General features: G+C 68.7%; 9 protein-coding genes. All 9 read right to left on the bottom strand.

Annotated elements, in window-relative coordinates; genetic code table 11:
• Positions 1-75 precede the first annotated feature (75 nt).
• Positions 76-1674, bottom strand: a complete 1599-nt coding sequence (locus ACFY1J_RS02065) for a SulP family inorganic anion transporter (protein ID WP_390706598.1) — start codon at positions 1672-1674, stop codon at positions 76-78.
• Positions 1675-1882: 208 nt separating this feature from the next.
• A complete protein-coding gene (locus ACFY1J_RS02060; protein ID WP_390706599.1) occupies positions 1883-2410 on the bottom strand; it encodes a hypothetical protein in 528 nt (175 codons plus the stop codon).
• A gap of 341 nt (positions 2411-2751) precedes the next feature.
• Entirely contained in the window at positions 2752-4740 is a 1989-nt protein-coding gene (locus ACFY1J_RS02055; protein WP_390730412.1) for a TIGR03960 family B12-binding radical SAM protein, read from the bottom strand.
• 71 nt (positions 4741-4811) lie between these two features.
• Positions 4812-6332 (bottom strand): CHAD domain-containing protein, encoded by a 1521-nt coding sequence (locus ACFY1J_RS02050; RefSeq protein WP_390730411.1) that lies wholly within the window; start codon positions 6330-6332, stop codon positions 4812-4814.
• Between the two features lie 157 nt (positions 6333-6489).
• On the bottom strand, positions 6490-7689 hold the full coding sequence (gene rodA, locus ACFY1J_RS02045) for a rod shape-determining protein RodA (protein ID WP_390706602.1): 1200 nt from the start codon (positions 7687-7689) through the stop codon (positions 6490-6492).
• On the bottom strand, positions 7686-9935 hold the full coding sequence (gene mrdA, locus ACFY1J_RS02040; protein WP_390730410.1) for a penicillin-binding protein 2: 2250 nt from the start codon (positions 9933-9935) through the stop codon (positions 7686-7688). Before mrdA ends, rodA begins: the two co-directional genes overlap by 4 nt.
• Positions 9936-10073: 138 nt before the next feature.
• Positions 10074-10751, bottom strand: coding sequence for a rod shape-determining protein MreD (gene mreD, locus ACFY1J_RS02035; protein WP_390706604.1), 678 nt, complete (start codon positions 10749-10751; stop codon positions 10074-10076).
• Between the two features lie 13 nt (positions 10752-10764).
• Positions 10765-11706 carry a rod shape-determining protein MreC gene (gene mreC, locus ACFY1J_RS02030; protein ID WP_390706605.1) on the bottom strand — a complete coding sequence of 314 codons (942 nt, stop codon included), beginning with the start codon at positions 11704-11706 and terminating at the stop codon, positions 10765-10767.
• 116 nt (positions 11707-11822) lie between these two features.
• Positions 11823-12842 (bottom strand): rod shape-determining protein, encoded by a 1020-nt coding sequence (locus tag ACFY1J_RS02025; RefSeq protein WP_004001297.1) that lies wholly within the window; start codon positions 12840-12842, stop codon positions 11823-11825.
• Between the last annotated feature and the right edge of the window lie 760 nt (positions 12843-13602).

Here is a 13602-nt window from a genome sequence, read left to right as displayed (position 1 = left end):
ACGCGATTCTGGAGCAGCAAGCCTCCGGCGCTTGCGCCGACACGGCACCGTGCCAACCAACAGCCGCAGCCGTTGTCAGGGTCTCCGCAGTGCGGCACACGCCTCTCGAACGGTGGGAAACACCCGCAGCCGCCGAGTGGCGCCCTTTTCGTAGGGGCTGGCGCGCAGGGTGGCCAGGACCGTCTCTCGGGGGCGCGCGACTACCAGCTCGCAGTGGTGTTCCCGCAGGTCGGCGGTGAGCTGAGCCAGGACCTGCGCCGCCGTGGCGTCCACATGGAACACGGCCTCGGTATCCAGCACCACACACCGGGGATAGGGCGACCGCGCCGCCGTCAAACTCAAGATCCGCTGGTGGACGCGGTTGGCATTGGCGAAGAACAGCGGAGCGTCCACCCGGTAGATCAGCACCCCCGTGTCGTCGGACTCGTCGGGAGCGGCTTCACGAGGCGTCCCGTCGCCGCTGACGGTGAGCACCGCGTCGTGGGGCCAGGCCACGCGGCGAAGCAGTTGCAGCAACGCGAGGATGACGGCCACCAGCAGCCCGTGCAGCACACCGAGGCCCAGCACGGCGATCATCGTGGCCAGCGCGAGAAGGGCCTCCGTGCGCCAGCCCTGCCACAGTTCCTCGAACCCCATGACGTCGATGAGGTGCGAGGCCGACACCATGACGACCGCGGCCAGCACCGACTTCGGCAGCAGCTCGATGACCGGGCCGGTGGTCAGCAGGCCCGTCACCACGAAGGCGGCGCATGCCAGTTGGTACAGCTGAGAGCGCCCGCCGGCCCCCTTGGCAGAGAGGGTGCGCTGCGTGCTGGCCATCGGCGCGAAGCCACCGAGGAAGCCGGAACCCGCACTGGCCGCCCCCATGGCAACCGACTCCCTTACCAAGGACACCTGTCCCTCCGACGGCGCTGTTCTGCGCAGTACGGCCACGCCCTCGATCGAGGCAATCATGGCCATACCGGCTGCAGTGGGCAGCAGGTCCCACACGTCTCCGACCCTCACGTCCGGCCAGGTCGGGGCGGGCAGGCCGCCGGAGATGGCACCGATCAGCGCCACGCCGTGACCGGCCAGGTCCCCCATTGCCGATACGACGATGGCTGCTGCACACACGACGGGCGTCGGAGGCACGGCACGCACCATGGGCACGGCGTGCAGAACCTTCTTCAACACGATGAGCCCCACCAATGAAGACACACCGACGACGGCAGTCACCACGTGCATCTGATCCAGATGCGTGAGCACCTGCCACAACTTCACCATCGGACGATTGCCATGGGTGGGGACGCCGAGCAGCGTGCCCACCTGTCCGGCCATGATCTGTACGGCCGTGCCCGCCAGATAGCCGAGAACCACCGGTCCCGACATGAAGTTCGTGAGCCCCCGTAGCCGCCCCGGGAGCAGCAGCAGAACACCGGTGATCAGCGCCAGACACGCGGTCAGTGCCACCGCCCGATGCGCGTCGTCGCCGGACCGGCCGCTCACCGCCGCGTACGTCATGATCGCCATGGTCGAGGACGGGCCGACCGCCACCAGCCGCGTGGACGTCACCAGGGCGAACACCACCATCGCCGCCACTGCGGTGTAGAGGCCGGCGACCGGATGCAGACCCGCCAGCTGCCCGTAGCCCAGGCCTTGTGGCACCAGCGTCACCGCGACCGCGAACCCGGCCACGAGATCCCCCCGCACACCGCGCCACGAAGAGCGCCGTACCTCACCCAGAAGGGGCACCGCATTGGACACCCGACGTCCCTTTGCTGTCACCGCGCCATTGTCGGGAGATCGAACACCCCAGGAGGGGATATATCGCACGACATCTGCACGATTAGCTGTCGCGGCTCATGGATGACGGCGTACCGCGCTTCGCATTCGACGTCAATCGTCAGCGCCGATGGAACGCTGGACCATGGGCGCAGCCGGCCGGGGAGTTGTTGCCGCTCACGTCGAAGTCGGCGCACGTGATGAACAGGTAATTGAACTTCCCCAGCAGAAAAGCCAGCACCCCGACGAGGACCGTGACGGCAACGGCACCCAGCCGCCGGAGCACAGGCAGCGCCTCGTAATCGGCTACCAACGTGCGCGCGAGCAACCAGGTGAGCATCGGGGCGCCCAGGAGGGTCAGGACGACTTCGAAGTAGTGAAGGTAGGGGAAGCCGTGGCCCCTCGGCGCCACGATGGCCACAACGATCCAGACCGAGGGAAGGGACAGCGCGACCCAGCCTCCCCAAGGCAGCGCACCCCGGCTGTGGAGGAGAGAACCCGAGAGCAGCACCGCAGTGGCCACCGCCCAGAGGGCCAGCACATTGTCGAAGAAGACGGCGTTGTACGCACCCAACGTGAAAGCGGGCCACCAGATGACGAGTGTTCCACCAACGGCCGCGGTCGCAGTGGCCCGAAGGGTGGAATCCATCTCCCGCATACTTCGTCGCCGCCCCGAGCCCGGGGCAGAGGATGCTTCCTCAGCCATATGGTGTGCGTCCCCGATGACGAGGGCGCACACCACAATTTCACCGGTTCGGGCCAGTGGCGCCCTGTCCCAAGCGCCAAGAAGCACCTACCGGCTTAGACCCACTCCACCTCTGAGTGGATGTCCGAGGGACCTCCTGGGTTCGGCAGAGGCGTTCGAGGCCTGTCCTGGGCGGCTGACTGCCGACAACTTGAAGCTCCGACGGCCGCCAGCGCAGCAATCACCTCGCCCTCACTCGCCCCCCCGCCAGCGCCTCAACCACCCGATCGAGCGCCTCGCTCACCTCAGTGCGCGTGACCACTCGCAGCTGGCGTCGGACCAGCGTTCTTGACCGTCAACGGCAGCAACTTCTTACCGGTCGGGCCGATTTGTATGGCCGTGTCCATCTGGGGACACACCCCGCAATCGAAGCAAGGCGTCCAGCGGCAGTCCTCGACCTCCGTCTCGTCGAGGGCGTCCTGCCAGTCCTCCCAGAGCCAGTCCTTGTCGAGGCCGGAGTCGAGGTGGTCCCAGGGGAGGACCTCCTCGTAGGTGCGCTCGCGGGTGGTGTACCAGTCGACGTCGACGCCGAAGGGGGTGAGGGCCTTGTCGGCGCAGGCCATCCAGCGGTCGTACGAGAAGTGTTCGCGCCAGCCGTCGAAGCGGCCGCCGTCGTCGTAGACCGCGCGGATGACCGCGCCGATGCGGCGGTCGCCGCGGGAGAGCAGGCCCTCGACGATGCCGGGCTTGCCGTCGTGGTAGCGGAAGCCGATGGAGCGGCCGTACTTCTTGTCGCCTCGGATCTTGTCCCGGAGCTTTTCGAGGCGTGCGTCCGTTTCCTCCGCCGACAGTTGCGGGGCCCACTGGAAGGGCGTGTGGGGCTTGGGGACGAAGCCGCCGATCGAGACCGTGCAGCGGATGTCGTTCGAGCGGGAGACCTCGCGGCCCTTGGCAATGACCTTCGTCGCCATGTCGGCGATCTGCAGGACGTCGTCGTCGGTCTCCGTCGGCAGGCCGCACATGAAGTACAGCTTCACCTGGCGCCAGCCGTTGCCGTAGGCCGTCGCCACCGTACGGATGAGGTCCTCTTCCGAGACCATCTTGTTGATGATCTTGCGGATGCGTTCCGAGCCGCCTTCGGGGGCGAAGGTCAGACCCGAGCGGCGGCCGTTGCGCGTCAGCTCGTTCGCCAGGTCGATGTTGAAGGCGTCGACGCGGGTGGAGGGGAGCGAGAGGCCGATCTTGTCTTCCTCGTAGCGGTCGGCCAGGCCCTTCGCGATGTCGCCGATCTCCGAGTGGTCTGCCGAGGAGAGGGACAGCAGGCCTACCTCCTCGAAGCCCGTCGCCTTCAGGCCCTTTTCGACCATGTCGCCGATGCCCGTGATCGAGCGCTCGCGGACCGGGCGGGTGATCATGCCCGCCTGGCAGAAGCGGCAGCCGCGGGTGCAGCCGCGGAAGATCTCGACCGACATGCGCTCGTGGACCGTCTCGGCCAGGGGGACCAGCGGCTGCTTGGGGTAGGGCCACTCGTCCAGGTCCATCACCGTGTGCTTGGACACGCGCCACGGGACGCCCGACTTGTTGGGGACCACGCGGGCGATACGGCCGTCGGCGAGGTACTCGACGTCGTAGAACGCCGGGATGTAGACGCCACCGGTGCGCGCCAGGCGGAAGAGGACCTCCTCGCGGCCGCCGGGGCGGCCCTCCGCCTTCCACTCGCGGATGATCCTGGTCATGTCGAGCACGGCCTGCTCGCCGTCGCCGATGATCGCCGCGTCGATGAAGTCGGCGATCGGCTCGGGGTTGAAGGCCGCGTGGCCGCCCGCCAGCACGATCGGGTCGTCCAGCCCCCTGTCCTTGGACTCCAGGGGGATGCCGGCCAGGTCCAGGGCCGTGAGCATGTTCGTGTAGCCGAGCTCCGTGGAGAACGACAGGCCGAACACGTCGAAGGCCTGCACCGGGCGGTGGCTGTCCACCGTGAACTGCGGGACGCCGTGCTCCCGCATCAGCGCCTCCAGGTCCGGCCACACGCTGTAGGTGCGCTCGGCGAGGACGCCCTCCTGCTCGTTCAGTACCTCGTAGAGGATCATGACGCCCTGGTTGGGCAGTCCGACCTCGTACGCGTCCGGGTACATGAGCGCCCAGCGCACGTCGCAGGACTCCCACGGCTTGACCGTGGAGTTCAGCTCCCCGCCGACGTACTGGATCGGCTTCTGCACATGCGGGAGCAGAGCTTCGAGCTGCGGGAACACAGACTCGGCGGTCTCGGCGGTCTCGGCGGATTCGGCAGGCATCTCGTCGAACCTTCGTGAGCGGACAGGAGTGACCATCAAGCCTAACCCGCTCGGGGACCCGGCCCGTACGCTCAGACGGACGCCCCGGACCTCATCCCCTTCCAGACCCCGGGCAGCTCGGCCTCCACGGCCGCCGCCCCCTGCTCCTCCCGCCCGTACAGCAGCCCGTAGGTGAACGCGCTCTCTCCTGCCGCGTGCGCCACGGCGGCCAGCTCGCGCAGGGTCTGGCGGGCCATGACGCTGTCCTGGTGGTCGCCGAGCAGGGTCTGCAGGGACTTCATGTCCTTGGTCAGGGCCGCGGCCGGGTCGCCGAGGGCGGGTGTGGCGGCCTCGGCGGCGTAGCGGGCCCGCTTGGCCTTCTTGCGGGCCTCGTGCAGCCCGAGGTCGCGCTCGTGGCCGGGGTCGAGGTCCAGCGCGTGTTCGACCAGGCCGGCGACGCTCGCGAAGCCCTTGCGTACGGCTTTGGCGATCACCTTTTCCGGCGTCCCGGCGGCCGCCTCCAGCAGCGGCGGGCCGGCGACCAGGGCGTCCAGGGTGTCGAGCAGTGTCAGATACCGCCGGGAGTCCAGGACGCCGATGACACGGCCGCGGGCTCCGCCGTGGCTGGCGCCGGCCCAGAGCCGGAGCCGCTCGTGGACGGGGCCGGAGACCAGTTCACCGGGGACCGCGTCGAGGGCGGCGGTCAGGCGCTCGGTGAGCACCTCGCGGTCGCGGTCCACGCCGAGCTCGGCCGCCAGCCACTTCAGCTCCACGCCGATCGGATCGGTGACGGTGCGGTCGAGGACCTTGCCGAAGGAGCGGAAGGTGCTGCGCATACGGCGGGTGGCGACCCGCATCTTGTGGACGGAGTCCTCCACGTCCCGGCGGACGGCGGGGTCGAGCTCGACGATCGCGTCCCGTTGGTCGCGGACGTAGGCGAGGATGTGGTCACCGGCGGTGACGGGTTTGGCGGGCTTGGCGGGCTTCTTCGGGCCGCGGCGGGCCTTCTTGCCGGCGGGTGCGGTGTCGGCCAGCGCCCTGGCCAGCTTCGACGGTGCCTTCGACGGCCGTACGCCCGCCCTGCGCAACCGTTTCTCCACCTTGTCGAGGACGACCGGGTCCACGTCCTCGGCGAGCTCGACCTCGATCTCGGTCCACTGGGCGGTGCCTCCGCCCTCGGTGAGCCGCTCGGCGGTCACCGCGTCGACGCTGGCCTCGGCGAGCAGTCTGCCGGTGGCGTCGACGAGATGGCGCAGGTCGCGGGCGGAGCGGAGCCGGACGACGGGGATCAGCTCGGCGTCCCGGACCCGGGAGCGCACCAGCGCGGCCAGCTCCTCGGGCAGGCTGTCGGAGAGCGGGGCGTGGATCTCCTCGCGCACTCCGGGGGCCACCGGGAACTTGAGGTGCCAGCCGGCGTCGGAGCCGCCGGTGCGACGGCGCAGGGTGATGGAGGCGGCCGCCAGGCGTTCGTCGGCCGTGTCGTGGTAGGTGGCGTCCAGCTCGACAACGCCTTTGTCGAGGACGGCCGCCACCCCGCCGACGCCGGTCAGGTCGGGCAGCCCACTCTCGTCGGATTCGTACTTGCGCTCGATCTCGCGTTTCGCATCCGCCATGAATCGAATCTAGTGGCAGGCGGGCCGCGATGGCAGAGCACACCCAGGGTGAATCACAGGCAAACTCCAGGAAATCGGGAGGTGGCCGACGCTCGCGGCAAGGGGCCACCGGAAAGGTGGCCCCTTGCCCTCTTCCTCCACGTTCCGCTACGTCTCCCTACGCCGACATCGGGCGCTGCACCCGGATCGACTGGAGCAGGCCCACGGCCACCCACACCGCGAACATCGACGAGCCGCCGTACGACACGAACGGCAGGGGCAGGCCGGTGACCGGCATGATGCCGAGGGTCATGCCGATGTTCTCGAACGCCTGGAAGGCGAACCAGGCGACGATCCCGGCGGCGACGATCGTGCCGTACAGCTCGGTCGTCTCACGGGCGATGCGGCAGGCGCGCCACAGGACGACGCCGAGGAGGAGGATTATCAGGCCCGCGCCGACGAAGCCCAGCTCCTCCCCCGCGACCGTGAAGACGAAGTCCGTCTGCTGTTCGGGGACGAACTGGCCGGTGGTCTGCGAGCCGTGGAAGAGGCCCGCGCCGGTCAGACCGCCCGAGCCGATCGCGATGCGGGCCTGGTTGGTGTTGTAGCCGACGCCCGCGGGGTCGAGGTCCGGGTTGGCGAAGGCCGCGAAGCGGTTGAGCTGGTACTCGTCCAGGATGTGCAGCTGCCAGACGGCGATCGCGCCGAGCGCGCCCGCGCCGAGCAGGCCGAAGACCCAGCGGTTGGAGGCGCCCGAGGCGAGCAGCACGCCCAGGATGATGATCACCATGACCATGACCGAGCCGAGGTCGGGCATGAGCAGCACGATCAGGATCGGTACGGCGGCCAGGCCCAGGGCCTGAAGGACCGTGCGGTGGTCGGGGTACTTCTTGTCACCGGCGTCCACCCGGGCCGCCAGTATCATCGCCATCCCCAGGATGATCGTGATCTTGACGAACTCCGAGGGCTGGAGCGAGAAGCCGCCGCCGAGCACGATCCAGGAGTGCGCGCCGTTGACGGTCGAGCCGAGCGGTGTGAGCACCAGCAGGATGCCGAACACCGAGATGCCGTAGAGGATCGGCACGGCCGTGCGCAGGGTGCGGTGGCCGAGCCAGATCGTGCCGACCATCAGGGCGAGCCCGATGCCGGTGTTCATGACGTGCCGGAGCAGGAAGTAGTACGGGTCGCCCTGGTTGATCTCGGTGCGGTTGCGGGTCGCGGAGTAGACCAGCAGCGAACCGAGCAGGGACAGGGCGAGCGCCGCCAGCACTATCGGCCAGTCCAGGCGGCGGGCCAGCGAATCGCGGGCGAAGAGACGGGTCCAGCCCGCGCGCGCGGGGCCGTATCCGGAGACGGAGAAGCTGTTCGCGCCGGTCATGTGAGCATCCTCCGGCTTCCCCTGCGGCGACGGCGCCTGCGGGTGTTGCTGTTGCCGGTCCCGGGCGAGGCGGTGGTCGCGGCGGGCTGCGACGCGTCCGGGGAGGGCGATCCCGACGGGGTGGCCTGCACGTCCTTGGCCGGGTCCTTCGACACCTTCGGGGACTTGATCGTGCCGTCCGTGCGGACCTTCGGCAGGTTCTTCTCCGGCGTGGGCAGCAGCGCCTTCTTGTTGTCGATGGAGCCGTCCGGCTGGACGCCGTACATCGCGCTGTAGATGTTGCGCACGGCCTCACCGGAGGCGCCGGAACCCGTACCGGCCTGGGCGATGGTCATGATGACCGTGTAGTCCTTGGAGTAGGTGGCCAGCCAGGACGTGGTCTGCTTGCCGTAGACCTCGGCGGTACCGGTCTTGGCGTGCAGGGCGATCTTGTCCTGCGGCCAGCCGCCGAACTTCCAGGCGGCGGTACCGCGGGTGATGACGCCCGCGAAGGCCTCGTTCATACCCTTGAGGGTGGCCTTGCTGACCGGCAGCCTGCCGTTCTTCCTGGGCTTGATCTCCTGGACGGACTTGCCGTCGGCGCTGATGACCGCCTTGCCGATGGTCGGCTGGTACATGGTGCCGCCGTTGGCGACGGCGCCGTAGATCACGGCCTCCTGGATCGGCGTGACGAGGGTGTCGCCCTGGCCGATGGAGTAGTTGATCTCGTCACCCTCGCGCATCTTGTTGCCTTCGAGGCAGTTCTCGTACGCGATCTTCTCGACGTACGAGCCGTCCTTCTTGCCGGACTTGCACCAGGCGTCCTTGTTGGCCTTCCAGTAGTCGAGCTTCCACTGGCGGTCCGGGACGCGGCCGGTGACCTCGTTGGGCAGGTCGACGCCGGTCTCCTTGCCGAGGCCGAACTGGTGGGCGGTCTTGAAGAACCAGTCCTTGGGCTCGCCCTTCTTGGGGTTGATGCCGCCGTCCCTCTTCCACTCGCGGTCGGCGAGGCCGTAGAAGACGGTGTCGCAGGAGACCTCCAGCGCCCGGCCGAGCGAGATCGGGCCGAAGTTCTCCCCCTCGAAGTTCTTGAAGACCTGGCCGCCGACGGAGTACGAGCTGGTGCACGGATAGCCGCCGTCCCAGACGTAACCGGCCTGGACCGCGGCGGCCGTGGAGACCACCTTGAACGTCGAACCCGGCGCCGCCTGACCCTGTATGGCCCTGTTGAGCAGCGGGTAGTCGGAGTTCTTGCCGGTGAGCTTCTTGTAGTCCTTGGCGGAGATGCCGCCGACCCAGACGTTCGGGTCGTAGTTCGGCGCGGACGCCATCGCGACGATCCGGCCGGTCTTGGCCTCCATCACGACGACGGCGCCGGAGTCGGCCTTGTAGTTCTCCTGGGTGATCTTGTCGTACTGCTGGCGGGCCTTCTCCATCGCCACGTTCAGCTCGTACTCGGCGACCCGCTGGACGCGGGAGTCGATGCTGGTGACCAGGTTGGAGCCGGGCTCGGCGCCGTCCGACTTGGCCTTGCCGATGACCCGGCCGAGGTTGTCCACCTCGTAACGGGTGACGCCGGCCTTGCCGCGCAGTTCCTTGTCGTACTGGCGCTCAAGACCGCTGCGGCCGACCATGTCGGAGCGCAGATACGGCGAGTCGGTGTCCTTGGCCTGCTGGATCTCGTCGTCGGTGACCGGGGAGAGATAGCCGAGGACCTGCGCGGTGTTGGACTTGCCGGGGGCCGGGTAGCGGCGCACGGCCTCCGGCTCGGCGGTGATGCCGGGGAAGTCCTCGGAGCGCTCGCGGATCTGCAGGGCCTGCCTGGCGGTGGCCTCGTCGGTGATCGGGATCGGCTGGTACGGCGAGCCGTTCCAGCACGGCTGCGGGGTCTTGGCGTCGCACAGCCGGACCTTCTGCATGACCTCCTTGGGGTCCATGCCGAGGACCCCGGCGAGCTTGGTGAGCACCCCCTTGCCGTCGTCCTTCTGCTTGAGCAGGTCGGTACGGGACGCGGAGACGACGAGGCGGGTCTCGTTGTCGGCGATCGGGACCCCGCGCGCGTCCAGGATCGAGCCGCGCACGGCGGGCTGGACGACCTGCTGGACGTGGTTGCCGGACGCTTCCTTGGCGTAGGCGGCGCCCTCCCGGATCTGCAGGTACCACAGGCGACCGCCGAGGGTGCCGAGCAGGGACAGGACAAGGATCTGGATCACGACGAGCCGGGTCTGGACCCTTGGGGTCCGTCCGGTCTCGGGAATGTTAGTCATGGGCGAAGCCCATTCCTTCAAGGGTGGTGGTGGGAGACGGGTCGGCGTCGGTCACTGTGGCTGCCTCCCCCTCTCAGTGTGTGTACGACTCATATACGACGAACCTGTGCGCCCGGCCCCCGGTCAACAGGCGTGTCCTCACAGCCGCTTGACCCCCTTGATGCGGCCGACGCGGGTGGCGCGGGTACGGGCCTTGGTCTTGAGGCTGCCGAGGCCGCCGCGCTGGCCGCCGATGCGCAGGCCCGTGCCGGAGGAGAGCCAGCCGGAGGAGAGGTCGGTGGCCTTGGCGCCGGAACCGCTCTCCGAGAGAGGGTCGTTCTCGGCACGGCGGGCCAGGGCCATGATCCCGGGGACGACGAACGGCGCGAGCAGCAGGTCGTACACGGCGGCCGTGAGCAGCAGGCTGCCCAGGCCGACATGGCGGGCGGCGGTGTCGCCGACGAGGGCGCCCACGCCCGCGTACAGCATGGTCGAGCCGATCGCCGCGGCGACCACCACGACCATGGGTCCGGTGGCCGACTTGAGCCGGCCGTTCTCCGGCTTGATGAGTCCCGCGCCGTAGCCGATGACGCACAGCACCAGGGCGTAGCGGCCGGCGGCGTGGTCGGCGGGCGGGGCGAGGTCGGCGAGCAGTCCGGCGCCGAAGCCGACGAGGGCGCCGCCCACATGGCCGTACACCATGGCCAGGCCCAGGACGGTGAGCAGCAGTATGTCGGGCACGGCACCCGGGAGGTGGAGCCGGGACAGCACGCTGACCTGGACGACCAGGGCGACGACCACCAGGGCGGTGGAGAGCAGGATCCGGTTGACACGCATGGGGATTGAGCTCCTACTGCTGCGGCTCGTCGGTGGCGGTCGCGTCGGCGGACGGGGTGACGGTGACGGTGACCGTCGGGGTGGGGGTCGGCTTGGGCTTGGCCGGGAGCACCTCGTCGCGCGGGTCCTTCTTCGGGGCCTCGACGACGACGCCGACGATGTCGAGCTTGGTGAAGCCGACGAACGGCGTGACGTAGAGGGTACGGGTCAGGCCGCCGCCGGAGGGGTCGACCTTGGAGACGATGCCGACCGGGACGCCGGGCACGAAGGGCTTGTCGGCCTGGGAGCCGAAGGTGATGAGCCGGTCGCCCTTCTTCACCTCCGCCTTGCCGTTGAGGAGTTCGACGCGCAGCGGGCGGTCGCCCTGCCCGGAGGCGAAGCCGAGCTCGTCGCTGCCCTCCATACGGGTGCCGACGGTGAAGTCGGGGTCGTTGGCGAGCAACACCGTGGAGGCGTCCGGGCCTACGGTGGTGACGCGCCCGACGAGTCCGTCGCCGTTGAGCACGGTCATGTCCCGCTTGATGCCGTCGTTGGCGCCGACGTCGATGGTGATGGTCCAGGAGAAACCCTGGGCCGCCCCTATGGCGATGACCTGGGCGCCCTTGATGCCGTACTGACCCTCGCCGGCCACCTTCAGCATCTTGTCGAGCTGTCCCAGGCGGCTGCGGTTGCGGTCGTCGCTGCCGAGCTTCGCCTTGAGGGCCGCGTTCTCCTTCTCCAGTTTCGCCAGCCGGTCGTGCCGTTCACCCGAGTTGCGGATGGCGGAGACGGCGTTGCCGACGGGATCGACCGCCGACGACACCCCGTTCTCGATCGGACCGAAGACCGCGGCCGCGGCCTGCCGGGCACCGTCGACCGGGGAGTTCTGGCCGCCGCGGATGTCCACCGTGATCAGTGCGAACGCGATGGCGATCAACAGCACCAGGAGCAGCCGGCTCTCTTTCGTGTCCCTCACGTGCGGCGGCCGTGCCCTTCCTTATTGGAATGGAGATTGTGGGAGCTTATGCCTCTATATCAACGATCCGCCGTACGAGAGGAGATCATCTCGTACGGCGGAATCGAAGAGTTACGTCATCTGCGCGGCTGGGCGTCCAGAACCTGCTGGAGCGCCTCGAACTCCTCGACGCACTTGCCGGAGCCGAGCGCGACGCTGTCCAGCGGGTCCTCGGCGATATGGATCGGCATGCCGGTCTCGCGGCGCAGCCGCTCGTCGAGACCGCGCAGCAGGGCGCCACCGCCGGTCAGAACGATTCCTCGGTCCATGATGTCGCCGGACAGCTCCGGCGGACACTTGTCGAGCGTCGTCTTGACGGCGTCGACGATGGCGTTGACGGGCTCCTCGATCGCCTTGCGCACCTCGGCGGCGGAGATGACGACGGTCTTGGGCAGCCCGGAGACGAGGTCCCGGCCACGGATTTCGGTGTGCTCGTCGGAATCGAGGTCGTACGCCGAACCGATCGTGATCTTGATCTGCTCGGCCGTCCGCTCACCCAGCAGGAGGGAGTACTCCTTCTTGATGTGCTGGATGATCGCGTTGTCCAGTTCGTCGCCCGCGACGCGGATGGACTGGGCGGTGACGATGCCGCCGAGCGAGATGACCGCGACCTCCGTGGTGCCGCCGCCGATGTCCACCACCATGTTGCCCGTGGCCTCGTGGACCGGCAGGCCGGAGCCGATGGCCGCGGCCATGGGCTCCTCGATGATGTGCACCTGGCGGGCGCCGGCCTGGGACGACGCCTCGATGACGGCGCGGCGCTCGACGCCGGTGATGCCGGAGGGCACGCAGACGACGACGCGCGGCCTGGCGAGATACCGCCGCTTGTGGATCTTCAGGATGAAGTAGCGGAGCATCCGCTCGGTGATCTCGAAGTCGGCGATGACGCCGTCCTTCAGCGGCCGTACGGCAACGATGTTGCCGGGGGTCCGCCCGATCATCTTCTTCGCTTCCGCGCCGACCGCCAGGATGCCACCGGTGTTGGTGTTGATCGCGACGACGGACGGCTCGTTGAGTACGATCCCGCGACCCCTGACGTACACCAGCGTGTTGGCGGTCCCGAGGTCGACAGCCATGTCACGGCCGATGAACGACATTGAGTTCCCCATCAGGATTCGTCTGGCCTTCCCACGAGCTTTTGAGGGCTTTTCAGGTTGGCGAGGTGGGTGCTGTGACGTGAAGGCTTCCATCGTAGACGCGCCTGCACGAACACTGCGCGAGGGTCTTCGCCATTGTCAGCATGCGGTGCGCCGCCTCGCTCCTGGAGACGGCCCATCGGGGGCACTCGTTCCCCCGATCGCCACGCATATGCCAAGCGAAGGCCGAAAACGTACCCCCGCCCCAGGTCAGCCGGGCCGACCGAACTGACACGCCATCAAAAAAATCCCCGAAAATTTGCCACCCCGACCCGCCGAAACAGCTCCCCCAAGGCCACGGCACTCCACCCCCGCCGCAACGAACCACACCCACCCCAACCACCCGGCGCAAAAGCCACCCCGACCCACGGCTCCCGCCACACCAAGTCCTCGACGCGCCAAGCCGACCGGACCGACGGACAATACGCACCCACAGCCGCGAGACGACAGGCATCGAGACCGACAGCCCTTGCCCTTCGGACCGGGAAGCCACCCGAAGCGGCACTTCACCGAACCGGGCAGCTACCACCCGCGGGGCGACAGAGTGCCGCCGCCCGCAGCGGACGGGCAGTGGGCGGCCGACGGCCTAGGCAGTGAGTCCGTGCCGGCAAGCCCCCGGAGGGTTACGCGTGGCCGGGGAAGAAGACACCGAGCTCCCGGCTCGCCAAGCCGGCCGGAACGACGGACAACGCGCACCCACAACCGCGAGACGACAGGCGTC

Origin of the sequence: Streptomyces sp. NPDC001406 (assembly GCF_042895285.1) — a bacterium.
Classification (GTDB): Bacteria; Actinomycetota; Actinomycetes; order Streptomycetales; family Streptomycetaceae; genus Streptomyces.
The sequence above is the reverse complement of the archived record's forward strand: the minus strand, read 5'-3'. Positions and strand labels throughout refer to the sequence as shown.